This is a genomic window from Bradyrhizobium sp. USDA 4506, from assembly GCF_054058795.1.
The window spans coordinates 5,679,604-5,702,957 of record NZ_JBSSBM010000002.1 but is presented as its reverse complement, the minus strand read 5'-3'; the positions used below and the strand labels follow the sequence as shown (position 1 = coordinate 5,702,957).

Sequence of the window (23,354 nt, the reverse complement as noted above, 5' to 3'; positions counted from 1 at the left end):
ATCGCGTCGCGTTCCCCGCCTCTTCTGGAGACCCCCGTGAAGCTGTCAAATCTGAAGATCACCCCCAAGCTCGGCATTCTGGTGGGGGTGACCCTCCTTGGCCTGTGCACGGCCGGCATCCTCGCCGGTCACCTGATGCAGCGGGAGATGCTGAATGCGCGCATCGACCAGGCCAAGGCCATCGTCGAGATGGCGAAGAGCATGGCGGCGGGCCTGAAGAAGGATGTCGATGCCGGCAAGCTGACCAGGGAAGCGGCACTGGCCGAGTTCGGCAAGCGTGCCAACACCCTGACCTACGACAACGGCGCCGGCTATCTGTTCGGCACCGACTACAGCGGCATCACGGTGCTGGCGCCCGATCCGAAGCAGGTCGGAACCAATCGCATGGACGTCGTGACCAATGGTCGCAAGCTCTCGCAGGAACTGATGGACGGCGTGAAGACCAAGGGCGAGATCCTGCTGTTCTATGATTATGTGAAGCCCGGCCAGGAGACGCCGATCCGCAAGCTCGGCTACGCCGTCTCGGTCCCCGGCTTCGATATGTATCTCGGCACCGGCGCCTATCTCGACGATATCGATGCCAAGATGCGGCCGATTGCCTGGCTGCTCGGCCTCGCGATCCTCGGCATCGGCATCGTTTCCGGCTCGGTCGCCTGGTTGATCGGCCGCAGCATCTCCCGTCCGCTCAACCTGCTCGGCGCCCGCATGCGCGACATCGCCGACGGCAAGCTCGACGGTGACATCCCCGGCGTCGGCCGCGGTGACGAGGTCGGCGGAATGGCGGCCACGGTTCAGGTCTTCAAGGACAACGCGGTTCGCATCCGCGGCCTGGAACAGGCCGAGGCTGAGACCAAAGCACGCGCGGAGGCCGAGCGCCGTGGTGCGATGGAGAATATCGCCAACGATTTCGAGCGCAGCGTGAACGGCATCGTCCGCACGGTGGCCTCCGCTGCCGCCGGCATGCAGACCACGGCGCAGTCGATGACCGCGACCGCAAGCGACGCCAGCGCGCGGGCCGCGACCGTCGGCGCTGCGTCCGACGGCGCCTCCAACAATGTCGGCACCGTCGCCGCTGCCGCCGAGGAGCTCTCCAGCTCGGTTGCGGAGATCTCCCGCCAGGTGGCGCGCTCCAGCGAGGTCGCGAGCAAGGCGGTGGCCGATGCCGAGCGCACCAACGCGACCGTGCAGGCGCTCTCCACCGGCGCCGAGAAGATCGGCGAGGTGGTCAAGCTGATTCACTCGATCGCGGCTCAAACCAACCTGCTCGCGCTCAACGCCACCATCGAGGCGGCGCGCGCCGGCGAATCCGGCCGCGGTTTCGCAGTGGTTGCCTCTGAAGTGAAGGCGCTGGCCAACCAGACCGCGAAGGCGACCGAGGAGATCTCGGCGCAGGTCGCCGCGATGCAGGCATCCACCGGCGAGGCCGTGACCTCGATCGGCGGCATCACCGCGACCATCGCGCAGATGAGCGAGATCACCGCCTCGATCTCGACCGCGATCGACCAGCAGGGCGATGCGACGCGCGAGATCGCGCGCAACATCCAGCAGGTCGCGGCCGGCTCGAGCGAGATCTCCGCCCATATCGGCGGCGTCACATCGGCGGCCGCCGCCACCGGCACCGCGGCCGGCGACGTGCTGTCGAATGCCCGCGAGCTCGACACGCAATCGGGCATGCTGCGCAACGCGGTCGACGAGTTCCTGCAGAAGGTGCGCGCGGCGTAAGGCGATCGCGTAGGGTGGGTATGCTACGCTATTCCACCCAACGTTTCCGTATCCCCGTCATCCTGAGGAGCGCGCTCCCGCGCGCGTCTCGAAGGATGCACGGCTACCAGCGGGGCCGTCGATCCTTCGAGACGGCCGCGCTGCGGCCTCCTCAGGATGACGGAATTGGCAGACGTCCGCCCAGCGTCGTTCTCGCCTACTGCTTCTCGATTCCGGCGTCGGCGATCAGCTTTTCCCACAGCACGAGCTGCTCCTTGAGGAACGCCTCGAACTCCTCGGGCGTGCCGGAGAATGCCTCCATGCCGCGCTCGGCGAGCTGGCTCTTGATATCCGGCCGCTCGATGATCTTGCGGATCTCCGCATTCAGCCTGACGACGACGTCCTTCGGCATGTTGGCGGGGCCGAGATAGCCCTGCCAGGAGGTGATATCGAAGCCCTTCACGGTGTCGTCCATCGTCGGCAGGTCCGGCAGCAGCGCCGACTTCCGCTTGGTGGTGACGGCGAGCGGCTTCAGCACCTTGGCGTTGACGTGCGGCAGCCCGGTCGGCACGTCGATGAACATCATCGAGATGCGGCCGGCGATGACGTCGGTCAGTGCCGGCGGTGAGCTCTTGTAGGGTACATGCAGCAGGTCGATGCCGGCGAGGCGCGCGAAGGTCGCGCCGGAGACGCTCGCCGACGACGAGCCGCTGGCGTAGCTGTACTTGCCCGGCTCCTTCTTGGCGAGCGCGATCAGCTCTGCGACCGAGTTCGCCGGGATGTCCGGATGGATCACCAGCATGAAGGGCAGGTCGCCGGTGCGCGCGATCGGCGTGAAATCCTTGATCGGATCGTAGTTCATGGTCTTGAGCAGATACGGATTGGCCGAGTGCGTCGTGTTCGTGGTGACGAACAGCGTGTAGCCGTCGGGGGCGGAGCGGGCGACATAGTTCGCCGCGATCGAGCCGTTGGCGCCGGCCCGGTTGTCGATCACCATGCCGACGCCGAGCGCAACGCCGAGCTCCTTGGAGATCAGCCGCGTCGTGGTGTCGGTGCCGCTGCCGGCGGCAAACGGCAGCACCAGTGTGATGTTGCGGGTGGGATAGGTCTGTGCAAGTGCCGTTCCGGATATCGCCGCAAGCGCGGCGGCGGCTGCGGCCGCCAGGCAGCAGTATCGTCTCAATCCCATCACCATGTCGTCGTCCCCCGCGCGGACCCTGAACAGGCCCATTGCGGCCGAAGCTAGCCCGGCCGCCATGGCTGCGGAAGCCGTGCCGGGAGTAGCCTTTCGCCGCATGGCTGCTCCCGGGCCTCGCAGGGGCGCGCTGCCAAAAATATCGAAAACAACCCCATGCAAAGGGGCCGGTGGCGGCCGGCGCTCGACCAGGCAGCTTGACACGTCGGGCAAATCAGCGTCATATTTCTAATATTCCGAAAGTCGGCCGTGCGTTACGATCCCGCCGGAAAGACCTGCGCGACGTGAAACGCCTTGGTGGTGATGAGCCACCGGCCGTCGATCCGATGAAACACCAGATGATCGATGAAGCCGGTTTGGCCGGCCCTGACGCGTACCTTGGCGATGGCCAGATCGGACGCGGTCTGGTCGATGCTGATGATGGCCTCCTCGCGCGGCGATTTCATCGACGCCGGCGAGGGACGGCTGCGGATGAAGTCGCGGAATTCCGCGGCCGACCGCACCGTGTGCTTGCCGTCCCGGATGCCGTGCACGATGCAGGCATCGGAGAAGACCTCGCGGAACCGGCTATCGTCGACGTCGTACATCAGGTTGAAATATCCATCGATCGCGGACGCGATGGCCTCGATGTCGATCATAGCAAAATCTCCTTGATGGATGATGTGGCGGTGGCCGCACCGGATCGAACCGGTGATCTGCGCCGACAGTGGCCGATATGATGGCGGAGTGCTACGACTGGGCGGTCATCTCTTGGATGACTGAAAGGCATCGGCATGGACGAAGTTGACGGTCGGCTGGTTGGCGGCCTGGTGGTCCTCGCGGCGCTGGCGAATGCGCGCAGTTTTGGCCGGGCCGCCGAACGGCTCGGCATGACGCAATCCGGGGTCAGCAAGGCGATCGCGAAGCTCGAGGCGCGCCTCGATGCCAGGCTGGTTCACCGCACGAGCCGCGCCGTCGAGCTCACCGAGGAAGGACGCGCGCTGTACGAGCGGGTTGCCGCGCATCTGGCCGGGATCGGCGAGGCGGCGGCGGAGACCTCGAAATCGCGCGATGCGGTTCGCGGCAGGCTGCGGGTCAATGTCGACCCGCTGTTCTCCCGCATGGTGCTGTCGCCGAAGCTGAGCGAGTTCCTGCTGCAGAATCCAGGCATGGAGCTGCGTATCGAGACCCGCGACCGGATCGCGGATCTGGTCAGCGACGGTTTTGATCTGGCGGTGCGTTTCGGCGAGCCGACGCCGTCGGCGCTGATTGCGCGCCGCGTACTCGATACACGCGTGCTCACCGTGGCCTCGCCGATCTATCTCGAACGACACGGCCGGCCGCTTGATCCGCGGGAGCTGGCAAGCCGCGACCATCAGTGCATCCATGCAATCGACGCGTCGACCGGGCGTCCCTTCGATTGGGAGTTTCGGCGCGGCGGCGAGGTCGTGCCGGTGGCGGTCAACGGGCGGCTCACCGTAACCGATTCAGGAACCAAGCTCGGCGCTTGCCTGGCCGGCTTCGGCATCGCGCAGGTGATCGATCTCGGCCTCGACGATCACCTGAGGAGCGGCGCGTTGATCGAGCTGTTTCCGGACTGGCCCGACGAGCGTTTTCCGCTCTACGTCTATTACGCCTCGCGTAACCACGTGCCGGCCAAGGTGAGGCGGTTTATCGACTTCATCACGGAAACGCTGGCGGCAAAGCCATATTCGCCACGCAAATCCGCCGGCTTGCGCAAGGTCAGCTAGCCGTATGCTCGGCGTCAGCTAGCGTTTCGCGGATCCTTGCCGCGAGGCGATGATGACGCCGGCGAGCACCAGCGCGTAGCCGATCAGATGGAACGGCGCGAGCGTCTCGCCGAGCAGCAGGATCGCCATCGCCGAGCCGAACACCGGCACCAGATGGAAGAACGGCGCGGCGCGGTTCGGGCCGATCAGCGCGACGCCGCGGTTGAAGAACAGATAGGCGAGCGTGGACGGGAAGATCAGCACATAGGCGAGCGTTGCGCCGGTCAGCAAGTCGAACTTCAGCGTCACGCCGTTGGCGAACTCCCAGGCCGCCACCGGCAGCAGCATCAGCGCACCGCAGCAGGTGGTGAACGAGATCAGCGAGAGCTGATGGATCTTCGGTCGCCGCGGGATCAGCGCCGAATAGAGCCCGAACGACACCAGCGAGGCGCCGAACATGATGTCGCCACGGTTGAAGCTGATGCCGGCGAGCGCGGAGAAGTCGCCGCGCAGGATGATGGTCAGCACGCCGGCCAGCGAGATCGCGATGCCGGCCAGCTGCGCCGGCGTCAGCCGCACGCCGAACAGGATCAGTGACCACAGCGCCACGAACAGCGGCCCCGCCGACTGGATCAAGAGCGCGTTGAGCGCCTCGGTATACTGCATCGCCCAGTAGGAGATCGCGTTGTTGAAGGCGAAGCCGACCGCGGACAGCAGCAGCATCAGCGGCAGGGCGCCGCGCAGCTTCGGCCAGTCCTGCTTCAGATGCGGCCAGGCGAACGGCAACAGGATCAGGAAGACGCCGAACCAGCGGATCGTGGTCAGCGTGACCGGCGGCACATGGCTGCCGACATGCCGCGCCAGCACGATGTTGGCGGCCCAGAACAGCGACGTCAGGCTGAGCAGCAGATAGGGCTGATTATTGAGCCAGTTGAGCGGCGAGCGGCGTGGCGTTGTGGCAGGTGCGGGTAAAGCGCGAAGGTCGGTCATTATTTGATGGATGTTGTGCCCGAATCCGGCACGGCGACAAGACGAAAGTGCGGATTGGAGCCATGCGTGGTCACACCGGTTGTTGTTCGCAGCGCTACGGCAGCTCAATTCCGTCATCCTGAGGAGCGCGGAGCGCGTCTCGAAGGATGGGCGGCCCGGCTGTGGCCGATTCATCCTTCGAGGCTCGCTCCGCTCGCACCTCAGGATGACGGGGATGGGTCTTCGTCGGCCCGCCGCCTATTTCTGCGGCCCCGACAGCGAGATGTCGCGCTCGGCGCGAAACACGTTGCTGTAGAGATTGGCGATCCATTGCCGTCCGCTCGAGGTGATGTTGAGGTAGCGGATCGCCTTCTGCACATGCGGGGCGACGCTGTCCCAGTAGAAGCGCGGATAGCGGTCGACGAGATCGGCCGGCGAATCGTAGCCGAGCTGGCGGTTCAGTCCGGCCTCCTCGAATTCGATGTACAGCGCGTTGGCCTTGCGGATGTAGTGGGGATCGCCGAGCTGGCCGATCAAATCGGCGGCCCGCAGCAGGGTGGCCTCTTCACCGAAATCCTCGTCGTCATCAGGGGCGCTCAGCGGAAAGCGGGTGCCTTCGATGGCACGCACAATGCGCTCCTTGTCGAGCAGGGTGACGCCCTTGAGCCGCTCCATCACGAAGATCTTGGAGCGGTCGACGTGGTAGGACATCAGCGCCGCATCCGACGAGCCGCGCGGCAGGATGATCTTGCGGCCGTCGGCCTCGACCAGATAGCCGTCCTGGCCGTCGGCCTCGAACAGCCCGCGCACATAGCCGATGTCATGGGTGAGGCAGGCGATGATGACATGGGCATAGTCTTCGGCGCTCATGTGCGAGTGCAGCGCGCGGCCGCGCAGGATGTCGTGGCCGGCCAGCGTCACCAGCATGGTGTGCTCGACATTGTGATAGAGCGCGTCGCTGTTGCCGATGCATTCGAGCGCGATCCGGGCGATCGAGGGCACCATTTCCACCAGCTGGGTCTGCGAAGAGCCGAACCGGCGCTGCATGTACTCGCCGAGGAACTTGCCGAGCGCGTCGGCCGCTAGTTCTGGAAGGGTCATCACGGCCTTGACCTCCGAGAGCTGACCTGAGCTTACGGCTCGGCGGTATTTCAGGCTAGTCCCGCGATGTGACATAATCGTTGCGGCCGGACCGATGTGGCGGGAGTGACGGGCTTTGGGCGGGAGCGGGTGATGGGGGTCGATCTCTTGAACGTCAAAGGCTTGAACGAGCTGGACCGCGGGGCGCCGGTCGTGATGGTCAATCTGATGCGGTTTCGCGCGCGGTCGCTCGACGGCGACGGCTCGGGCTGGGATGCCTATTTGCGCTACAGCGCGCTCACCGTCCCGATGATCAAGGCGCGCGGCGGCACGCTGCTGTGGACCGGCAGCGCCGAGACTGTCGCGCTGGGCGAGCCGGCCGGCCAGCGCTGGGATTATCTCGCGCTGGTCTACTACCCGAGCGTCGCCGCCTTCATCGACATGATGACCTCGACCGACTACGAAGACCGCTGCGACCCGCATCGCCGCAACGGCTGCGAGGAGCCCGTCATCATCGCGACGCGCGAGGCCTACAGCAAGTTCAAGCCTTCGTAGCACCGTCACCCTGAGGAGGCCGCAACGCGGCCGTCTCGAAGGGTCGACGGCCCGGCTGGGGCCGATTCATCCTTCGAGACGCCGCTTCGCGGCTCCTCAGGATGACGGGTTGATTAGCGGTGCCAGCGCCGCGTGGCAGGCGCTCTGCACGACACGGCAGACATCATCGCTCGACCGCCCCCCGCTCAGCGACGCGAAGGTCGGATAGCTCGTCAGTGCGAAGATCAGGTCGACGGCGTCGCTGCGGGCCTGCTGTGATGCGCTCTTGCCCGCGATGCGGTCGATCAATGCGGTGACGCCGCGGCGGCGGCGCTCGTTGCGCTCGCGCACGGCCTCGGCGAATTCGGGATCGGTCGCCATCGCGTCATGCAGCCGGCCGACCGCGGAATCCCGGCTCCAGAATCCGCAGAAGATCTCCACCATCCGGTCGAGCGCGGCGCGCGGATCGGCCATCGTCATGGCGTCGGCGAGCTGGTGCAGCCCGCCATGGCGCGCGATCTCGTCGAACACCGCCTCGAGCAGCCCGCGCCGCGAGCCGAACTGGTTGTAGACCGTCAGCCGGGTCACGCCGGCCGCTTTCGCCACCGTATCCAGCGAGAAGCGCGCGATGCTCTCGTCGCGCAATGTGCGCGAGGCGGCCTCGATCACGCGCTCGCGCGTCTCGGCGGCGGCGGCGCTGCGCGCCGGGCTCACATAGCTGCGCGGCGGCATCGGTTTGCCTTGCTTTCGTCAGATTGACTATACATTATGTATATCTAATTTCAATGCCCATCCGGAGCGACATCATGCAGACCGCCCTCATCATAGCGCTGTCCCTTCACGTCCTGTCATCGGTGTTTTGGGCCGGCTCAAGCTTCACCCTGGCGCGCACCGGCGGCCTCGGCGGCGAAAAGCTGCTGTTTCCGCAAATCGGCGCCGCGACGGTCGCGATCGTGACCGGCGGCACGCTCTGGCGCCTGGTCCACGAAGGCTCGTTCGGGCTGTCGGAGCAGATTCTGGCGGGCGGCGCGATCGCGGCGCTGGCCGCGATCGCCGTGCAGGTCATCGTCGGCGGCGGCGCGGTCCGGCAACTGCGCAGCAGCGCGGGCGATACCTCAGCCGCGCGCTCGCGCCTGGCGGTCGCCCAGCGCATCGCCGCCGGGCTGCTCGCGATCACCGCGCTCTGCATGGGCGCGGCGCGCTATGCGTGAGCCTGGAGCCTTTCCCGTTCCGATAGAATCGCAACGGGGCTCTAAAGCGCGATGAGATTGGGTTGAATCATCATCGCGCTTTAGCTCCTTGTTTGAGCATGATCTTTTCGGAAAACCGCTTCGCACTTTTCCGGATCATGCTTTGGACTCTTGTTGTGACGCGTTTTCTTCATGCGAACCGGTATCCACTTCGCTCGAAAACGCTCTAGAACTTCCGCACCAGGTCCGGGGTGATCTCTTTCAGGCTGCGGATGCCGAGCAGCGCGAGGTCGCGGTCGATCTCGGCATGCAGCAGCGAGATCGCGCGCGCCACGCCGGCCTCGCCGGCGACCACGGCGGCATAGAGGAACGGCCGGCCGACCCAGACGAAGTCCGCGCCGAGCGCCAGCGCCTTGATCACGTCGGTGCCGCGGCGGATGCCGCCATCGACCATCACGGTCATGTTGCCCTTCTGCGCCGCGATCTCCGGCAGCGTGCGCAAGCCGGAGACGGTGTAGTCGAGCTGGCGACCGCCATGGTTGGAGACCATGACGCCGTCGCAGCCATGCTCGCGCGCCAGCCGGGCGTCTTCCGGCGCGATCAGTCCCTTCACCACGAGCTTGCCGGGCCAGCGCTTGCGGATCAGCTCGACATGCTTCCAGGCCAGCTGGTCGCGGCTGCCGATGTTGCGCATCAAATTCTTGGACAGCACCGGCGGGCCCTGCTTAGCGTCCATGTTCTCGAAATGCGGCATGCCGTGGTTGAACACGGTGCGCGCCCAGGTGTTGAGCAGCCAGTCGGGATGGGTGATGGTGTCCCAGAACACCCGCGGCGTGATCTCGAGCGGCACCTGGAAGCCGTTGCGGATGTTGTTCTCGCGGTTGGGCGGCACCGGCACGTCGGCGGTGACGACGAAGGTGTCGTAGCCGGCGGCGGCGACACGATCGACCAGCGGCTCGATCCGCTCGGGAAGGCCGGCGAGATAGGCCTGGTACCAGGCCGAAGGATTGGCGGCGCGAACGTCCTCCAGCGTGATCAGCGAGGAGGCCGACAGGATCATCGGGATGTTGGCGGCAGAAGCGGCGCGCGTCAGCACGATGTCGCCGCGATAGGCGCACAGCGCGGACGAGCCCATCGGCGGAATGCCGAACGGCGAGGCGTAGGTCTTGCCGAACAGCGTCGCGGTCTGGTCGCGGCCGGAGACGTCCTGCAGCACCCGCGGCACGAAGCCGTATTCCTCGAACGCCCGGCGATTGTCGGTGCGGGCCATATCGGTCTCGGCGCCGCCGGAGATGTAGCCGTAGAGGAATTTCGGCAGCAGCCGGCGCGCCTGCGGCTCGAAATCGTCGAGCGTGAGATAGCGCCGCAGATGCCGCGGTACGGCGGGTGCTGCGCGGTTGACGGTTACGGGAGGCGGAGAGGGGGCTGCGGTCCGGTCGTGCACGTTGAGCGTTTCCGTTGTTCTTGGTTCTTGGTCGGAAGGCCAGACTAGAGCATGATCCGGAAAAGTGGATACCGGTTTTCCCTCGCGACAAACGCGGAACGCGTTTGCGCGGAGATCATGCTCAAACAAAGAGATGAGATCATGATGCGATTCCATGGAAACGCATCATGATCTAGCGCCTGCCGGCGGGCCCGACAAATTTCTCGTTGAACTTGTTGACGGACTGGCTGACGTCGCTGAGCGTCTTGCGGGTCTCGGCGATCATGGCGCTGGATTTCTTGTCGAAGCTCTGGATCAGCTCGCGCAGCGAGATCACGGTCGGCAGCAGCTCGCCGCCATATTTGTCGCTGCCGAAGCTTTTCAGGAACTTGTCGGCCGAGTTCATCTTGGCGTCGACCGCGCTGATGCCGTCGTCGGCGGCGTCGATGAAGCCGGCGATCAGCTCGCCATTGCCGGACAGCGAATTGGTGAAGTTCTCGAGCCCGAGCAGCGAGTCCTTGATGTCGGCCTCGTTCTCGCTGATGACGCGGTCGACATTGCGCAGCGCGACCCGCAGCTTCTCCTGGATCCCCATCGTGCCTTCGGCGTCGGCGGTCAGCTCGGGAATGCCGTCGGCGCCGAGCGTCGGCGGCGGCGCATCGTCGGTGCCGCCGGTGAAGGAGATCGAGGCGATCCCGGTCAGGCCCTGGAATTCGAGGCCGGCCTGGGTGTCCTTCTTGATCGGGGCGTTGCCTTCGATCCGCGTCATCGCCACCACGCGGTGCCGGTCGAGCCTGATCGAGACCACCTCGCCGATCCGCACGCCGGCGAAGTTGACGCTGCCGCCGCGGCGCAGGCCGGAGGCCGAGCCCTCGAAGATGACGCGGAACGGCACCATCCGCTTGATGCCGGCATAGCGCTGATAGCCCAGCCAGCCGCCGAGCGAGCCGGCGACCAGGGCCAGCGTCAGGGTGCCGATCAAGAGATTGCTGGCGCGCGCCATGCGTAAAACCCGTCCGCGAAGCAGGTCTCAAGAGATAGCGGATTTGCCGCCGATAGTCACCGCGGGCTTTCCTCACCTCGCCCCGCTCGCGGGGTGAGGTCGGATCGCTTCGAAGATGCGATCCGGGTGAGGGGGAGTCTCCGCGAATTCATCTCGCTCCGTCTTTGCGGAGCGAGCCCCTCACCCTGACCCACTCCCCGTAAGAACGGCGAGAGGGAAGGATGGAGATATGCTCTTCCGACAGTCACGCCGCCGACTGCTTCCGCGACGCCGCGAAGACACCGGCCAGCACCAGCGCAAAGCCGATGAAGTGGAAGGCCTGCGGATGCTCGCCGATGAACACGATCGACATGATGGTGCCGAACACCGGAACCATGTGGAAGAACGGCGCGGCGCGGTTGGCGCCGATCAGCTGCACACCGCGGTTGAAGCACAGATAGGCCAGTGTCGAGGGGAACACCGCGACATAGAATAGCGACAGCAGGTTGTTGATCGTGAGCTGCATCACCGGACGCGTGCCGAGTTCCCAGATGTAGAGCGGGATCAGGACCAGCGCGCCGCAGCCGAAGGTGAAGGCGGCGACCGACAGGCCGTGGATTTTGGGCCGCTTCAGGGTCAGCACCGAATACAGCGCGAAGATCACCAATGCGACGATGAAGATCAGATCGCCCTTGTTGAACTCGATCTTCGACAGCGTCGTGAGATCACCGTGCAGCAGGATCACCAGCACGCCGGCGAGCGACAGCAGCACGCCGAACAATTGCGCCAGCGTCAGCCGTGCGCCGAGCAGGATCAGCGACCACAGCGCGACCACCAGCGGTGCCGCGGATTGCAGCAGCAGCGTGTTGAGCGCCTGGGTGTGCTCGAGCGCCCAGTATTGCAGCGTGTTGAAGGCGCTGATGCCGGTGATCGACATCAGCACCATGATGCCGAGATTGTTGCGGATCACCGGCCAGTCGCGGACGAGGTGCTTCCAGGCAAACGGCAGGATGATCAGGAATGCCGCCGACCAGCGCAGGAACGACAGCGTCACCGGCGGAATGTGGCCGGCGGCGAGGCGGCCGACGATCGCATTGCCGGCCCAGCACGTCGCGGTGATGCAGAGCAGCAGATAGGGCTGGTTGGCGATCCAGGAGCCGGCCGCAGGCGTTGATGTGGTGGAATCGGAGGCAGACATAAAGAGGGCCCGGGTTCACGACGCCGCGGCCTGCCCGGCTGGCACCGCCGGGCCGGTATGGATCTCCCCGGCTCGGATCACAGACACGGATTTCGTCATTCCATCAATGGGGATAGACGCATCGCGACCATGCGCGAAGACCCCTTCACCAAGGCAGCAACAGCGCCTGGCCGGGCCAGCCCCGCGCCGGTCGCGCAGGGGATCGAACGTTTGGTCCTAGCCGGTCTCCGGCGGCGTGGTCTGGCGCTTGACGATCTGCTCGGCGAGCTCGATCAGGATCCGCTTGGTGTCGGGGTCCTGCACGTCGCGAAACACCCGCAGCATGCGCAGTTCGAGCAGGGACTGCAGCGACTCCGCCGTCTGGCCGGCTTGCGTCGGCGCTGCCGTGACCGGCCGGCGATTGAGGATGTCGGCGGCGATTCCGAGCATCTCGGCTACGGTCGCCAGGCGACCGGTATCGATCTTCACCGTGCCGTCGACGCCGTTCTTTTGCAGGGAGGCCCCTGCGCACAGGATCTCGGCGAGATCCGCCTGCGACAGCCCGATGGCGCGCCAGCGCGCCTGCACCAATTGGTCGATCTGGTCGTCCTGTGATGTGCTCATGATGCGTTCAGACCATCTCCAGCTAGGTCCGTGGACAGCATTTCCGCTACAAAAGTTGGTAGCAAATGAACCGGCGGTTCGTCGCGATGGGACTTCTACGGATCATGCGGCTGGACGACGGGTCCTGCCGTACCGGGCAACGTGCAGGATGATCCGCGCCTCGACGCCAGCCGGGCAGTCGCGCCGGACGGGCACCGGAGTGCGCACCCTGGTCTGGGATGCTCGCATCAGCGTCATCCGGCCACGGCCCTTATTATCAAGACCGTCCGCGAATGCAATCAGGGGGCGACCGGGGAGATGAACCCAACCGAATGTGTGACCGCGCCACATATCACGGTGTCTGGTCCTGGCAGGGCGATGCGGTCGGCATGGCGGCAGCCCCGGGAGCGCCGCCATGGCTGCGCGGCGCCGCTCACAAATCGATGATCCCGAGCGCGATGCTCTTGGCCACCCCATGGGTCTTGTTGGATGCCTCGAGCTTCCGCAGCGCCTGCTTGATGAAGCCTTCCACCGTCTCCGGCGAAATGCCGAGGATCTGCGCGGTGTCGGCCACGGTCTTGCCGCGCGCCGCCCAGGCGATCACTTCCTTTTCCCGGCCGGTGAGCTTGATGGTTTCGGCGGCGTCCGCGGGCTTGAGGATGGTCGGCGCGTTGCGCTGGTCGCGGTTGACGATGTCCATCGCCCGCTGCACCCAATAGATCATCAACAGATGCAGTTCATGGCGATGGCAGACGAACAGCTTGTCGAAGTCGCGCGGCTCGTCTTCCCAGAAGAACACCGTCGAGCTCGAATGCACCGCGCCGAGCCGGTCGCGATAGTGGAAGGGAACGACGAAGCCGTCCTTGAATCCGAACTCCCGGGCGGCATCCATCGTCTTGACCTCGGGCGGTCGCTTGCGTCCGCTTCGCTCCGGCAGCTTCAGGCTGCTCCAGCTGAACGGCGTGTTGGTGCGTCGTGACCGCGCCAGCGCCGGATCGGCATGAACGAACTCGTTCTGCACATACGCCCGCTTCCAGGCGTCGGGAAATGTGCCGATATGATAGGGCAGATCAAGGTCGGGCCGGCCGGCATCGACAAAGGCAAAGCCCGAGAAGCCGTAATTCTGGACAACGCGATGCAATGACGAGCTGAGCTCGTCGATGGTATCCGACGCCTCGATGGTCGAAATCGCGTCTACCAGGCCCATTGACGAAAACCCCCGGTTTTAGGGGGTACCACAGTTAACCCCTTTTGTTCCAGATGTTCCCGCATTTGGAGGAAGGGACAAATGCTTCATTCATTGGACGGCTACCACGCCCTCATTACCAGGGAAGAGCTTGATCCGGCGCATGTCGGGGCGATGTTGCGGCTGCGCAAGCGCCTGTTCGTCGACCATTGCGGCTGGCTTCTGACCACGGTCGGGGATATCGAACGCGATCAGTTCGACTGCTGGTATACCGAGCACTGCCTGTTGTTCTCCGGCGTCGAGCTCGTCGGCGGCTTCCGGGCCATCCGCACCGATTATCCCTATCTCACCAAGTCGGTCTTCTCGCAGCTTGCGCTGCGTCGCTTTCCGAGCAGCCGCGACGCCTGGGAGATCAGCCGTTTCGGCGTGCTGCCGAACGTCGCGAGGTCGCAGGCCGCACGCGTGAACTATGCGCTGATGTTCCGCTTCGCCGAGCTGCGCGGAGCGAAGGCGCTCGTCGCGCTGGCCGACCTCTCCTATGAGCGTTTTCTCACCCGGATGGACATCCGCACCCGCCGCTACGGCCCGCCGCAGGTGATCGGCAATGATCGCACGGGCCGCCCGCTGACGGCGCTCGCCGGAGAAATTCCGCTCGGTCTCGCCGCCAATCCCGGCCTGACCAAATTCCTCGACCTTGGACGGCAATTGGAGATCCACGATGCTTCACATGTTCTCGGACGTTCGAGCATTCCAGCGTGATCCGCTGCGTCTGCTGCTGACGCGCGGCAACGAGTCCGCGCTGGGGCTGGTGCCGTTGCAGCTCGGTCCCGCGCCGGTGTTCCTGGTGAACGATCCGGATCTGCTGCGCCCGATCCTCAAGGCGCCGGAGACCGACATCGGAAAGGGCAAGCTGATCAAGAAGCTGACGCCGGTGCTCGGCCGCAGCTCGCTGATGCTGAGCGGCGAGGAGCACAAGCGGCGGCGAGCGGTGCTGCAGAAGCACATGGCCAAGGGCAGCGTCGAGAAATTCCTGCCGCATATGTGCGCCGAGATCCGCGCGGTCGGCGCCAGCCTGGCGCGGCTCGGATCGTTCGATCCGCACCATATCACCGCGATGCTGGCGCTGCGGACGATCTGCGTCGCGATCTTCGGCTCCCAGGTGATGTCGTCCGGCGACGAGGAAGCCCTGGTTCAGGCGGTGGGCGCGATCGAGGACGATCTTGCGGAAGAGATGTTCCGCGCGTTGCCGTTCGGTCCGGTGGCCTGGTATCGGCGGCGCAAGAACCGGGTCTGTGCCAAGCTTGCGATGTCGACGGTGGTGCAACGTCTGCGCCGCAAGGCCGGCTCGAGCAGTGCGCTGCGCGATCTCGAGGCGCTCGGCCTGACCGATCGCGATCTCGAGGACGAGATCCTGACATTGCTGCTGGCCGGCCATCACACCACAGGTTCGACTGCGGCGTGGATGTTCTACCAGATGGCCACCAATCCCGCCCTGATGGACGAGATTGCCGACGAGGCGGCGGAGTGCCTCGGCGACGACGGCGAGCTGCGGCTCGAGGCGGTGAAGCGCGCCAATCTGAGCGCGACGTTGGTCAAGGAGGTCTGCCGGCTCTACCCCAGCGCCTGGTGGTTCTCGCGCGAGGTGATGCAGCCGGTGACGATCGGCGGGCGCGATCTCAAGGTCGGCACCTCGCTGTTGATCTGCCCCTGGCAGCTGCAGCGCGATCCCCGGCATTTCGAGGATCCGGACCGCTTCCTGCTGACGCGGCGCTACAACACCGACGCCTACATCCCGTTCGGCGCCGGTCCGCGCGCCTGCGCCGGGATGGGGGTTGCGATGCTCGAGCTGCAACTGCTCGCGCTCGAGATCGCCGCGGCCTATCGCTTCACCGGCGTCAGCCCGAATCCGGCGCCATGGCCGAAAGCCTCGGTGACGCTGATTCCCCCGCCGATGACCATCGACATCGAAATCCGCGAGATGCGCCCGCGCATCCCGCATCTCGGCGACGAAGCCGGGCATCTGCCGTACATCCCAACCGTGGGTGCGGCGTCCATCAGCACACTACAATCGGTATCCCAATGACAACTCAGCTAACAACGGCCGGCGCCGGGCAAAGGGCCATGGATCAAGTGCAAGTGCGCAGTTTGCGCGACGTCATCGCTGTCTTGATCGAGCAGCGCAGCATCGTGAGGGCGGCCGGCGCAAGCTTCGCCGCGCATCTGCTCGACCTCGCGATCATGCAGCTGCGGCTCAACGTCAACGATATTACGGCCGAGGAATTATCCGGTCTGTCCGACTTCGTCGGCGCGGAGTTCATGAGGGACAAATCCTCGCATTGATCGCGGCGGCCGGTCTTCGGATCAGTCTCGCGCAGGATCGGTCTCGCGCAGGCTCAGCCTTGCGTAGGATCAGTCCTGCGTCGCCACCAGCGCCTTCATCGTGGCGCCGGCGGCAAGCGCGGCGTCGTTCGGATCGATCTCGATCTGCAGGCCGCGCTGGCCGCCATTGACGAAGACCGTGACGTGGGTGAGGGCGGTCTCGTCGATCGCGGTCGGCACCTTCTTCTTCTGGCCGAACGGGCTGATGCCGCCGACATGATAGCCGGTCAGCCGCTCGGCATCGGCCGGGCGCATCATCCTGGCCGACTTGCCGCCGAGGGCGGCGGCAAGCTTCTTCATGCTGACCTCGCAGTCGGACGGCACCACGGCGCAGACCGGCTTGCCGTCGACCTCCGCCATCAGCGTCTTGAGCATGCGATTCGGGTCGACGCCGAGCGCCTCGGCCGCCTGCAGCCCGATGCTCTCGGCGCTGGAATCGTAGACATAGGTGTGAAGCTTGAAGGCAATGCCGAGCTTGCGCAGCGCCATCGTCGCTTGGGTGGAATTGGGCATGGACCCTGCCGGTTAATCTAGGTGAATGATCGCCGTAATAGGAGCTGCGATCAATCCACAGCAGGTCCGGCGTCACGTTGCCGTAACATTAAATTCCCGCCAGCCCGGTGCGGCCGGGCGCAGCATGGAATTTAATGGGGATATCAAAGGGTTGTAGGTCGTCTAAAAGGCGTAAACGAGCCCCTTCTTGCTTGCGCAGCCGAGCCGCTTCCTTTATCCGGTAGGCGCCTTGCGTGCGCGCGGCCGGGCGCCGCGATTTAGGCTGGGCATATCAATGCAGGTCGCTGTGGGCGGACGCGTTTTCGCCGCGATCATGGTCTGAAACACCTGAAGGGAACATCTTCGCAATGGCCAATGTTGTCGTCGTCGGCGCCCAATGGGGTGACGAAGGGAAGGGCAAGATCGTCGACTGGCTGTCGGAACAGGCCGACATCGTCGTGCGCTTCCAGGGCGGCCACAATGCCGGCCATACGCTCGTGATCAATGGCGAGACCTACAAGCTGGCGCTGCTGCCCTCCGGCGTGCTGCGCCCGAACAAGCTCGCGGTGATCGGCAATGGCGTGGTGTTCGATCCGCAGGCCTTCCTCGACGAAGTCGCCAAGCTGAAGGGGCAGGGCGTGGCGGTCGGACCGGACAATCTGCGGATCGCCGAGAACGTCACGCTGATCCTGCCGCTGCATCGCGAGCTCGACGCCTTGCGCGAATCGTCCAACGCCATCACCTCGATCGGCACGACCCGCCGCGGCATCGGCCCGGCCTATGAGGACAAGGTCGGCCGCCGCGCCATCCGCCTGATGGACCTCGCCGACCTCGACACCCTGCCGCACAAGATCGAACGCCTGCTGGCGCATCACAATGCGCTGCGCCGCGGCCTCAACCTCGCGGAGATCGACGGCAAGAGCATCCTGAGCGAGCTGTCAGCGATGGCGCCGAAGCTATTGCCCTATGCCGAGACGGTGTGGCGGCTGCTGGACCTCAAGCGCCGCGAGGGCAAGCGCATCCTGTTCGAGGGCGCGCAGGGCGCGCTGCTCGACGTCGACCACGGCACCTATCCCTATGTGACGTCGTCCAACACAGTGGCGGCGCAGGCCGCGACCGGCACCGGCCTCGGCCCGGGCGCGGTCGGCTATGTGCTGGGCATCTGCAAGGCCTACACCACCCGGGTCGGCCAGGGTCCGTTCCCGACCGAGCTGAACGACGAGATCGGCGAGGAAATCGGCCGTCGCGGCAAGGAATTCGGCGTCAATACCGGGCGCAAGCGCCGGGTCGGCTGGTTCGATGCCATGCTGGTGCGACAGACTGTCCGCACCTGCGGAATTGCCGGGCTGGCGCTGACCAAGCTCGATATTCTGGACGGGTTCGACAGCATCAAGGTCTGCATCGGCTACAAGCTCGACGGCAAGGAGATCGACCATCTGCCGGCGGGCGAGGGCGCGCAGGCCCGGGTCGAGCCGATCTATGAGATCATCGAGGGCTGGAAACAGCCGACCGCCAATGCGCGGTCCTGGGCGGACCTGCCGGCCCAGGCCATCAAGTACGTTCGCCGGGTCGAGGAACTGGTGGGGTGTCCGATCGCCCTGCTGTCCACCAGCCCGGAGCGTGAAGATACTATTCTGGTACAGAATCCGTTCGAGGCTTAACGGGATATTACCTATATCCCTCCAATTGTGTGGAAATGGCTGACTACTACCCGCTGATCGCCCGTGCCATCGCCGGATTGGACCCCAACGCCCCCGGCGAAGCCCGCCGTGCGCTGTATGCGCGGGCGCGAACGGCGTTGATCCAGCAGCTCCGCGGCGTGCAGCCGCCGCTCTCCGAGTCCGAGATCACCCGCGAACGGCTGTCGCTGGAAGAGGCGGTTCGCAAGGTCGAGTCCGAGGCCGCGCAGCGCGCCCGCGAGGCCTCGCGCCCCGGCGGTGCTGCCGCCGCTGTCCGCGGCAGCCGCGCCAATGCCCGGCCGCCCGAGGCCAGTCCCGCCGACACTGCCGCGCGCCCGCGGCCCCCGGCCGACCCCCGTCCGCCGCGCAATCTGCGCCCCGACACACCGCTGCCGGCCCCGCCGCGGCCGCAGAACCCGCCGGTCCCGCCCGAGACCCAGGCGCCGCCGGCCCGGCCGGGCCCGCCCCGCCGCGGTCCGGAAGGTGCGCCGCCGCCGGTGCCGCCGGCCGCGCCGGGCGTGCGCGGCTTCCGCGACATCACCGCCGATGCCGACGATCTCGGCCGTGCCGCGGCGCAAGCCAGCCGCAACGCGCGCAAGACCTACGCCAACGTGCCGTCGCCCTCGCCGGAATTCGATCGGCTCGAGCCGAGCCTTGAGAATCGCGGCGGCGATCCCGAGGCGCCGTATTCCTACGACGAGTCGATCGAGGAGGCCGAGCGCTACACCCCGCAGCCGCCGCAAGGTCCGCCGCCGCAGCGGTCGCGGGCCGGCAACGGCGAGCGCGAGCCGAAGAAGCCGCCGCGCGTCGGCTCGATGTTCCCGTTCAAGACCGCGATCGTGATCGGCATCCTGCTGATCCTGGTCGGCACCGGCATCCTGTTCCGGCAGCAGGCCATGACCCTCGTCAGCAGCCTGCTCAAATCCTCGGCCCCGGTCGAGGCGCCGAAGGATGCCGCGTCGACGCCTGCGAGCAAGAAGATCACCGACCGCGTCGGCCAGCCCTCGTCGTCGGGCGAGACGGTCGCCCCGGTGGCGCAGCGCGTGGTGCTGTATGACGAGGACCCGTCGGATCCGAAGGGCAAGCAGTATGTCGGTTCGGTGGTCTGGCGCACCGAGCAGGTCAAGGGATCGGGCAACCAGAAGCCCGACATCGCCGTGCGCGCCGACATCGACATTCCCGATCGCAAGTTCAAGATGACGATGTCGTTCCGCCGCAACACCGATTCATCGCTGCCGGCGAGCCATACCGCGGAATTGACCTTCATCCTGCCGCAGGACTTCGCCAATGGCGGCGTCGGCAACGTGCCGGGCATCCTGATGAAGTCGAACGAGCAGGCACGCGGCACGCCGCTGGCCGGGCTCGCGGTCAAGGTCACCGACGGCTTCTTCCTGGTCGGCCTCTCCAATGTCGACGCCGACCGCTCGCGCAACCTGCAGCTCCTGAAGGAGCGCTCCTGGTTCGACGTGCCGCTGGTCTACACCAACCAGCGCCGCGCCATCATCGCGATCGAAAAGGGCGCCCCCGGCGAGCGAGCCTTCAACGAGGCGTTCGCGGCGTGGGGTGAGTAGCGGCCTTAGCTCTCGCCCCGGTCGCCAGCAATGTCGTCGCCCGGCTTCGTCCGGGCGATTCCGTATCGCAGCAAGATCAGCGGCTGTTGCAGCGCATCGACGTGCAGAGCTCCGGAACATCGCCGCGACTTTCGATTTTTCCCTAGAACCGTCGCGCGACCGCGTTACACTTGGTTGACGTCGGGCAAGGGCACGCCATGAAACGCTATCTGATCTTCGCAGCCATCGGGCCGTTCATCGGCGGCTTCCTGCTGCTGCTCATGACCACCTATCAGTCCGGCTACTGGACCGAGACCAGCGGCGGCGAGGTGACCAAGCTGCTCGTCGTGTTCGTGAAGTCGCTGCAATACAATTATCTGTTCGGCATCGTGCCGTCGCTGATGTTCGGTGCGATCGACGACATCCTGATGCATGTGAGGCGGATCGCGCCGGTGGTGCGGATGCTGCTCGTTGGTGCGGTGGCGTTCGTCGGCGCGGCGCTGACCTACGCCTCGCACGGCTCCGAAAGCGGCGCGGTGCAGTTCATCCTGTACGGAATGGTCGGCTTCATCCCGGGCGTGATCACGTCCTGGCTGGCGCACAAATATGCCGAAGAGCTGCACGCGCCGGCGCAGCCGGCTTCCCAGCATTAGGGCAGGTGCTCAGTACCAAGGGAAAAGCAGAAGTCGCGTTCGGCGACTTCTGACCCAACCGCGAAATGAGCACGTCGCGATCGGACAAGGGCCGCGCTCAACGCCCGGCGCGGAATAGATCGCCCCTTGCAGTAATCGTATCAGCGCGCGAGACGCCGGAGGTCCGGCTACCTTCACACAACTGTCACATCATCGTCATGCAAACGTAGTCCCAATGTCATGTCCGCGTTCGTCCTCGTGACCCGCGGCCGCCCGGGGCAGTGGCGATGCCGATCCCGGGCCTGCTCTATTCTGTGTTCGCGCATTTATTTCAGCCGTCGCTGCAGACGACCGGGACGTACGGGATCTGCGTCCGGATTCGGGGAAAGGAATTTCGAGTGGCAGATGCAAGCTTCAGCCTTCTGACGGGCAACAGTATCGAAACGCGCCTGGTCCGAGCCGGCGGCATTATCTTTCGCGAGGGCGAGCAGGCCAACGAGCTCTTCGTGATCAAGAGCGGCTATGTGCGCATTCAGGTCGGCAACAAGACGATGGCGGATCTGGCGCCCGACACGATCTTTGGCGAGATGGCGTTGATCGACAATGAGCCAAGGAGCGCGACCGCCACGGCGCTCACGGATGTCGAGCTCGTCCCGGTTTCGGAAAAGCAGTTTCTCTTCCTCGTGAGCCAGACGCCGCATTTTGCCCTGAAGGTCATGCGGACGCTGGCGCAGCGGCTCAGAACCATGAACAAGGGCGTCTACTGAAGCGAGCGCGGCAGAGCCTCGAGGTAATAGGCCTTGAAGGTGACACAGTGGTAATGTGACGCAACTTGAACCGCCTGCCTGCGTTACCATGTGATGGCCATGCCCGAGGACGACATCTTCACGCCCCACGCCGCGCGATCGCGGCCGCCCTTTGGCGGCGCGCAGGCGCGCGGCAAGGTCATCGACCAGGACGGGCGCGAGCTCGCCGATGGCCTGCTGCATCCGCAGTTCCAAGGTTTTCAGGGAGCCTTTCAGGAAGGCTTCCAGTTCGACTTCCGCAACTCCTCCGCCAACCCGTTCGGCAATCTGACCCGCGAGCAGCGGCTGCAGCGGCTGGAGATGATCGCAAAACTACTCGACGTCGCCTTCATCGTTCCGGGCACCAATGTGCGCTACGGCATCGACGGGCTGATCGGCCTGATCCCGGTGGTCGGCGATATCATCACCACCGCGATCTCGCTATGGCTGGTGCGCGAGGCGCGTCTGCTGGGCGCGCCCTGGCACATCACCGCGCGGATGCTCGCCAACGTCGCCGTCGACGGCGTGATCGGCATGGTGCCGGTGGCGGGCGATGCCTTCGACGTCATGTTCCGCGCCAATATCCGCAATGTGCGGATGCTGCGGCGCTGGCTCGACAAGCAGCCGCGATTTTAACTCTCAAAACAAAAGCCCCCGGATCGATCCGAGGGCTTTTCGTTGAGCGAAGAGCAGAAAGCTTATGCGGCGTCAGCGTCGGTCTGGCTGGCGGCCGGGCGCGGACGACGCGGCAGCGGAAAAGCCTCGCTCTCATAGAGCGAGCGGATGCCGTTCTGGTCGAAACGGGCTTCCTCGACCTGGAGATAGGCGCCGTTCAGCGAGTCCGCCGGCAGCTGCTCCATCGCGAACTGCACGGCCTCGGCAGCGGTGCCGAAACGGCGGTAGGCGAAACCCGCCCGCTTCTTCTTGCGGATCGCGGCGGGGAACAGTTCGGCGGATGTGTTATAGTTGAACGGACGCAGGGGACGCATGGTCGACGACCTCTTGTGTTCTTTTCAGTTGGCGTTGCGAAAGGGATTTTGGGGGACGGCGGCCTATTATCGGCGGCGCGCCGTACATGTCATTTCGACCCCTAATATAGGCCTCTTTGACAAAAATGCGACCCCAGAAGAGCCCCTGACAGGGCACATGCTGAATCCGCGCATAGCACGGGGGCCGGCCAGATAAATTCTTTTATTTCAATGGTTTATGGTGCTCAAATCTTGTCGAGCCAGGCCAGGATCGCGACCACGATCAAAATCACCCCGAAAAGGCCCATTCCGGAGTGGCCGAGGCCATAGCCATAGCCGCGAATTCGGCCGCTATAGCCACCCAGCAGGATAATCAGCAGAAGGATGATGAGGATCAGTCCAAGCGACATGGCGCCCTCCTCAGAACAGGCGGCAGCCGCACGGCGAGACGCCTACGGCCCCGCGAACACCGAGCAAAGCACATTCCGGCCTGCGAGTCGTTAAGGCCGTCAGCCGATCACGAGGATGTTGCCGGTGGCCCTGGTGGCTATTTCCTGCCTTCGTCGATCGGCAGCACCTTCAGCGGGGTCGGATAGGGCTCGACCCGCAGCGAGTCGTTGGCGATCAGTCCGACCTTGTGCACCGGCGCCTGTTCGAGATCGCCGGAGGGGGACTTGTGCACGGCGTATTGCCAGACGCTCATCGTGCCCTTCGCAACCAGCATCTTGGCGATGCCGCCGGCATTCTGGCCTTCGACCTCTGCGAGGTCGGCATCGGTCAGGCCGATGACGATCTCGTCCTTGCTGGTGATGACCTTGAACAGCGAGATCTTGTCGGCAGCCAACGCAGGCCCGCTCACCGCGCTCCCGACGATGAGGCCGGCAAGACCGAGACCGAACAAAAGCTTTCCTGGAATCCGTGACATCAAAATTTCCTTCGTTTGACGCGCAGGTCACCACGGCCAAAACAAAACCCCGCGCGACCGGTTCTTGGTCGCGCGGGGCGGAGAAATTGTTCGACGTGAGGCCAGGATATTTGCCCAACCCACTGTCGTCATTGCCGGGCTTGACCCGGCAATCCATCGCAGAGAAAGGCTCTCTCCTTGATGGATGCGCGGGTC

General features: G+C 65.2%; 26 protein-coding genes. 12 read left to right on the top strand and 14 right to left on the bottom strand.

Annotated features, from left to right (window positions below):
- Positions 1-36: 36 nt before the first annotated feature.
- Positions 37-1,722 (top strand): methyl-accepting chemotaxis protein, encoded by a 1,686-nt coding sequence (locus ACVIHF_RS29105; protein ID WP_253606897.1) that lies wholly within the window; start codon positions 37-39, stop codon positions 1,720-1,722.
- Between the two features lie 196 nt (positions 1,723-1,918).
- Here the strand turns inward: ACVIHF_RS29105 and ACVIHF_RS29100 are convergent, their stop codons facing one another.
- On the bottom strand, positions 1,919-2,896 hold the full coding sequence (locus ACVIHF_RS29100; RefSeq protein WP_253609884.1) for a Bug family tripartite tricarboxylate transporter substrate binding protein: 978 nt from the start codon (positions 2,894-2,896) through the stop codon (positions 1,919-1,921).
- 254 nt (positions 2,897-3,150) lie between these two features.
- Positions 3,151-3,534, bottom strand: coding sequence for a nuclear transport factor 2 family protein (locus ACVIHF_RS29095; RefSeq protein WP_253606898.1), 384 nt, complete (start codon positions 3,532-3,534; stop codon positions 3,151-3,153).
- Positions 3,535-3,669: 135 nt separating this feature from the next.
- Here ACVIHF_RS29095 and ACVIHF_RS29090 point away from each other — a divergent pair, with 135 nt between their 5' ends.
- Positions 3,670-4,626: a LysR family transcriptional regulator gene (locus ACVIHF_RS29090; protein WP_253606899.1), complete on the top strand. Its 957-nt coding sequence runs from the start codon at positions 3,670-3,672 to the stop codon at positions 4,624-4,626.
- An 18-nt stretch (positions 4,627-4,644) separates the two neighbouring features.
- Here ACVIHF_RS29090 and ACVIHF_RS29085 read toward each other — a convergent pair whose 3' ends face one another.
- Positions 4,645-5,595, bottom strand: coding sequence for a DMT family transporter (locus tag ACVIHF_RS29085; protein ID WP_456792923.1), 951 nt, complete (start codon positions 5,593-5,595; stop codon positions 4,645-4,647).
- 237 nt (positions 5,596-5,832) lie between these two features.
- Positions 5,833-6,678 carry a metal-dependent phosphohydrolase gene (locus tag ACVIHF_RS29080; protein ID WP_229192590.1) on the bottom strand — a complete coding sequence of 282 codons (846 nt, stop codon included), beginning with the start codon at positions 6,676-6,678 and terminating at the stop codon, positions 5,833-5,835.
- 129 nt (positions 6,679-6,807) lie between these two features.
- Here ACVIHF_RS29080 and ACVIHF_RS29075 point away from each other — a divergent pair, with 129 nt between their 5' ends.
- Positions 6,808-7,209: a DUF1330 domain-containing protein gene (locus ACVIHF_RS29075; RefSeq protein ID WP_456792922.1), complete on the top strand. Its 402-nt coding sequence runs from the start codon at positions 6,808-6,810 to the stop codon at positions 7,207-7,209.
- Between the two features lie 96 nt (positions 7,210-7,305).
- Here the strand turns inward: ACVIHF_RS29075 and ACVIHF_RS29070 are convergent, their stop codons facing one another.
- A complete protein-coding gene (locus ACVIHF_RS29070) occupies positions 7,306-7,920 on the bottom strand; it encodes a TetR/AcrR family transcriptional regulator (protein WP_253606903.1) in 615 nt (204 codons plus the stop codon).
- 74 nt (positions 7,921-7,994) lie between these two features.
- Here ACVIHF_RS29070 and ACVIHF_RS29065 point away from each other — a divergent pair, with 74 nt between their 5' ends.
- Positions 7,995-8,399 (top strand): hypothetical protein, encoded by a 405-nt coding sequence (locus ACVIHF_RS29065; RefSeq protein ID WP_076830096.1) that lies wholly within the window; start codon positions 7,995-7,997, stop codon positions 8,397-8,399.
- A gap of 205 nt (positions 8,400-8,604) precedes the next feature.
- Here the strand turns inward: ACVIHF_RS29065 and ACVIHF_RS29060 are convergent, their stop codons facing one another.
- The 5 genes from ACVIHF_RS29060 to ACVIHF_RS29040 form a co-directional block, all read right to left on the bottom strand.
- Positions 8,605-9,747: an alpha-hydroxy acid oxidase gene (locus ACVIHF_RS29060; RefSeq protein ID WP_456794133.1), complete on the bottom strand. Its 1,143-nt coding sequence runs from the start codon at positions 9,745-9,747 to the stop codon at positions 8,605-8,607.
- A gap of 247 nt (positions 9,748-9,994) precedes the next feature.
- A complete protein-coding gene (locus ACVIHF_RS29055) occupies positions 9,995-10,804 on the bottom strand; it encodes an MlaD family protein (RefSeq protein ID WP_225161409.1) in 810 nt (269 codons plus the stop codon).
- 244 nt (positions 10,805-11,048) lie between these two features.
- Positions 11,049-11,981 carry a DMT family transporter gene (locus tag ACVIHF_RS29050; protein ID WP_253606905.1) on the bottom strand — a complete coding sequence of 311 codons (933 nt, stop codon included), beginning with the start codon at positions 11,979-11,981 and terminating at the stop codon, positions 11,049-11,051.
- A gap of 216 nt (positions 11,982-12,197) precedes the next feature.
- Complete coding sequence (locus ACVIHF_RS29045; protein WP_028343499.1) at positions 12,198-12,584, bottom strand: hypothetical protein; 387 nt, start codon at positions 12,582-12,584, stop codon at positions 12,198-12,200.
- Positions 12,585-12,996: 412 nt separating this feature from the next.
- The gene (locus ACVIHF_RS29040; protein ID WP_016842683.1) at positions 12,997-13,770 is read right to left on the bottom strand and encodes a helix-turn-helix transcriptional regulator; all 774 of its coding nucleotides are present in this window, start codon (positions 13,768-13,770) and stop codon (positions 12,997-12,999) included.
- 81 nt (positions 13,771-13,851) lie between these two features.
- On the opposite strand from ACVIHF_RS29040, the gene ACVIHF_RS29035 reads away from it, so the two are divergent.
- The 3 genes from ACVIHF_RS29035 to ACVIHF_RS29025 are packed head-to-tail and all read left to right on the top strand — an operon-like array spanning position 13,852 to position 16,089.
- Positions 13,852-14,508, top strand: a complete 657-nt coding sequence (locus tag ACVIHF_RS29035) for an acyl-homoserine-lactone synthase (protein WP_253606906.1) — start codon at positions 13,852-13,854, stop codon at positions 14,506-14,508.
- Positions 14,468-15,832: a cytochrome P450 gene (locus ACVIHF_RS29030; RefSeq protein ID WP_253606907.1), complete on the top strand. Its 1,365-nt coding sequence runs from the start codon at positions 14,468-14,470 to the stop codon at positions 15,830-15,832. Before ACVIHF_RS29035 ends, ACVIHF_RS29030 begins: the two co-directional genes overlap by 41 nt.
- Positions 15,833-15,870: 38 nt before the next feature.
- Positions 15,871-16,089, top strand: a complete 219-nt coding sequence (locus ACVIHF_RS29025; protein ID WP_016842680.1) for a hypothetical protein — start codon at positions 15,871-15,873, stop codon at positions 16,087-16,089.
- Between the two features lie 69 nt (positions 16,090-16,158).
- On the opposite strand, the gene ybaK is transcribed toward ACVIHF_RS29025, so the two are convergent.
- Positions 16,159-16,641, bottom strand: a complete 483-nt coding sequence (ybaK, locus tag ACVIHF_RS29020; protein ID WP_028333475.1) for a Cys-tRNA(Pro) deacylase — start codon at positions 16,639-16,641, stop codon at positions 16,159-16,161.
- A gap of 347 nt (positions 16,642-16,988) precedes the next feature.
- Here ybaK and ACVIHF_RS29015 point away from each other — a divergent pair, with 347 nt between their 5' ends.
- The 5 genes from ACVIHF_RS29015 to ACVIHF_RS28995 all read left to right on the top strand — a co-directional run bounded on the left by ACVIHF_RS29015 (position 16,989) and on the right by ACVIHF_RS28995 (position 21,902).
- Complete coding sequence (locus ACVIHF_RS29015) at positions 16,989-18,281, top strand: adenylosuccinate synthase (RefSeq protein WP_016842678.1); 1,293 nt, start codon at positions 16,989-16,991, stop codon at positions 18,279-18,281.
- Between the two features lie 35 nt (positions 18,282-18,316).
- Positions 18,317-19,870 carry a hypothetical protein gene (locus tag ACVIHF_RS29010; protein WP_253606908.1) on the top strand — a complete coding sequence of 518 codons (1,554 nt, stop codon included), beginning with the start codon at positions 18,317-18,319 and terminating at the stop codon, positions 19,868-19,870.
- A gap of 197 nt (positions 19,871-20,067) precedes the next feature.
- On the top strand, positions 20,068-20,502 hold the full coding sequence (locus tag ACVIHF_RS29005) for a DUF5413 family protein (protein WP_028343492.1): 435 nt from the start codon (positions 20,068-20,070) through the stop codon (positions 20,500-20,502).
- A 266-nt stretch (positions 20,503-20,768) separates the two neighbouring features.
- The gene (locus ACVIHF_RS29000; protein WP_253606909.1) at positions 20,769-21,248 is read left to right on the top strand and encodes a Crp/Fnr family transcriptional regulator; all 480 of its coding nucleotides are present in this window, start codon (positions 20,769-20,771) and stop codon (positions 21,246-21,248) included.
- Positions 21,249-21,341: 93 nt separating this feature from the next.
- On the top strand, positions 21,342-21,902 hold the full coding sequence (locus tag ACVIHF_RS28995; protein WP_253606910.1) for a DUF4112 domain-containing protein: 561 nt from the start codon (positions 21,342-21,344) through the stop codon (positions 21,900-21,902).
- Positions 21,903-21,964: 62 nt separating this feature from the next.
- Here ACVIHF_RS28995 and ACVIHF_RS28990 read toward each other — a convergent pair whose 3' ends face one another.
- The 3 genes from ACVIHF_RS28990 to ACVIHF_RS28980 form a co-directional block, all read right to left on the bottom strand.
- The gene (locus tag ACVIHF_RS28990) at positions 21,965-22,255 is read right to left on the bottom strand and encodes a hypothetical protein (protein ID WP_016844322.1); all 291 of its coding nucleotides are present in this window, start codon (positions 22,253-22,255) and stop codon (positions 21,965-21,967) included.
- A 224-nt stretch (positions 22,256-22,479) separates the two neighbouring features.
- Positions 22,480-22,644: a DUF3309 family protein gene (locus ACVIHF_RS28985; protein WP_016844323.1), complete on the bottom strand. Its 165-nt coding sequence runs from the start codon at positions 22,642-22,644 to the stop codon at positions 22,480-22,482.
- 137 nt (positions 22,645-22,781) lie between these two features.
- Positions 22,782-23,159: a hypothetical protein gene (locus ACVIHF_RS28980; protein ID WP_253606911.1), complete on the bottom strand. Its 378-nt coding sequence runs from the start codon at positions 23,157-23,159 to the stop codon at positions 22,782-22,784.
- Positions 23,160-23,354: the final 195 nt, after the last annotated feature.

Coding starts and splice junctions, on each gene's coding strand:
- ACVIHF_RS29100 (WP_253609884.1), bottom strand. CDS start 2,896: ATGGTGATGGGATTGAGACGATACTGCTGCCTGGCGGCCGCAGCCGCC.
- ACVIHF_RS29095 (WP_253606898.1), bottom strand. CDS start 3,534: ATGATCGACATCGAGGCCATCGCGTCCGCGATCGATGGATATTTCAAC.
- ACVIHF_RS29090 (WP_253606899.1), top strand. CDS start 3,670: ATGGACGAAGTTGACGGTCGGCTGGTTGGCGGCCTGGTGGTCCTCGCG.
- ACVIHF_RS29085 (WP_456792923.1), bottom strand. CDS start 5,595: ATGACCGACCTTCGCGCTTTACCCGCACCTGCCACAACGCCACGCCGC.
- ACVIHF_RS29075 (WP_456792922.1), top strand. CDS start 6,808: ATGGGGGTCGATCTCTTGAACGTCAAAGGCTTGAACGAGCTGGACCGC.
- ACVIHF_RS29070 (WP_253606903.1), bottom strand. CDS start 7,920: ATGCCGCCGCGCAGCTATGTGAGCCCGGCGCGCAGCGCCGCCGCCGCC.
- ACVIHF_RS29065 (WP_076830096.1), top strand. CDS start 7,995: ATGCAGACCGCCCTCATCATAGCGCTGTCCCTTCACGTCCTGTCATCG.
- ACVIHF_RS29055 (WP_225161409.1), bottom strand. CDS start 10,804: ATGGCGCGCGCCAGCAATCTCTTGATCGGCACCCTGACGCTGGCCCTG.
- ACVIHF_RS29050 (WP_253606905.1), bottom strand. CDS start 11,981: ATGTCTGCCTCCGATTCCACCACATCAACGCCTGCGGCCGGCTCCTGG.
- ACVIHF_RS29045 (WP_028343499.1), bottom strand. CDS start 12,584: ATGAGCACATCACAGGACGACCAGATCGACCAATTGGTGCAGGCGCGC.
- ACVIHF_RS29040 (WP_016842683.1), bottom strand. CDS start 13,770: ATGGGCCTGGTAGACGCGATTTCGACCATCGAGGCGTCGGATACCATC.
- ACVIHF_RS29035 (WP_253606906.1), top strand. CDS start 13,852: ATGCTTCATTCATTGGACGGCTACCACGCCCTCATTACCAGGGAAGAG.
- ACVIHF_RS29030 (WP_253606907.1), top strand. CDS start 14,468: ATGCTTCACATGTTCTCGGACGTTCGAGCATTCCAGCGTGATCCGCTG.
- ACVIHF_RS29025 (WP_016842680.1), top strand. CDS start 15,871: ATGGATCAAGTGCAAGTGCGCAGTTTGCGCGACGTCATCGCTGTCTTG.
- ybaK (WP_028333475.1), bottom strand. CDS start 16,641: ATGCCCAATTCCACCCAAGCGACGATGGCGCTGCGCAAGCTCGGCATT.
- ACVIHF_RS29015 (WP_016842678.1), top strand. CDS start 16,989: ATGGCCAATGTTGTCGTCGTCGGCGCCCAATGGGGTGACGAAGGGAAG.
- ACVIHF_RS29010 (WP_253606908.1), top strand. CDS start 18,317: ATGGCTGACTACTACCCGCTGATCGCCCGTGCCATCGCCGGATTGGAC.
- ACVIHF_RS29005 (WP_028343492.1), top strand. CDS start 20,068: ATGAAACGCTATCTGATCTTCGCAGCCATCGGGCCGTTCATCGGCGGC.
- ACVIHF_RS29000 (WP_253606909.1), top strand. CDS start 20,769: ATGCCGATCCCGGGCCTGCTCTATTCTGTGTTCGCGCATTTATTTCAG.
- ACVIHF_RS28995 (WP_253606910.1), top strand. CDS start 21,342: ATGGCCATGCCCGAGGACGACATCTTCACGCCCCACGCCGCGCGATCG.
- ACVIHF_RS28990 (WP_016844322.1), bottom strand. CDS start 22,255: ATGCGTCCCCTGCGTCCGTTCAACTATAACACATCCGCCGAACTGTTC.
- ACVIHF_RS28985 (WP_016844323.1), bottom strand. CDS start 22,644: ATGTCGCTTGGACTGATCCTCATCATCCTTCTGCTGATTATCCTGCTG.
- ACVIHF_RS28980 (WP_253606911.1), bottom strand. CDS start 23,159: ATGTCACGGATTCCAGGAAAGCTTTTGTTCGGTCTCGGTCTTGCCGGC.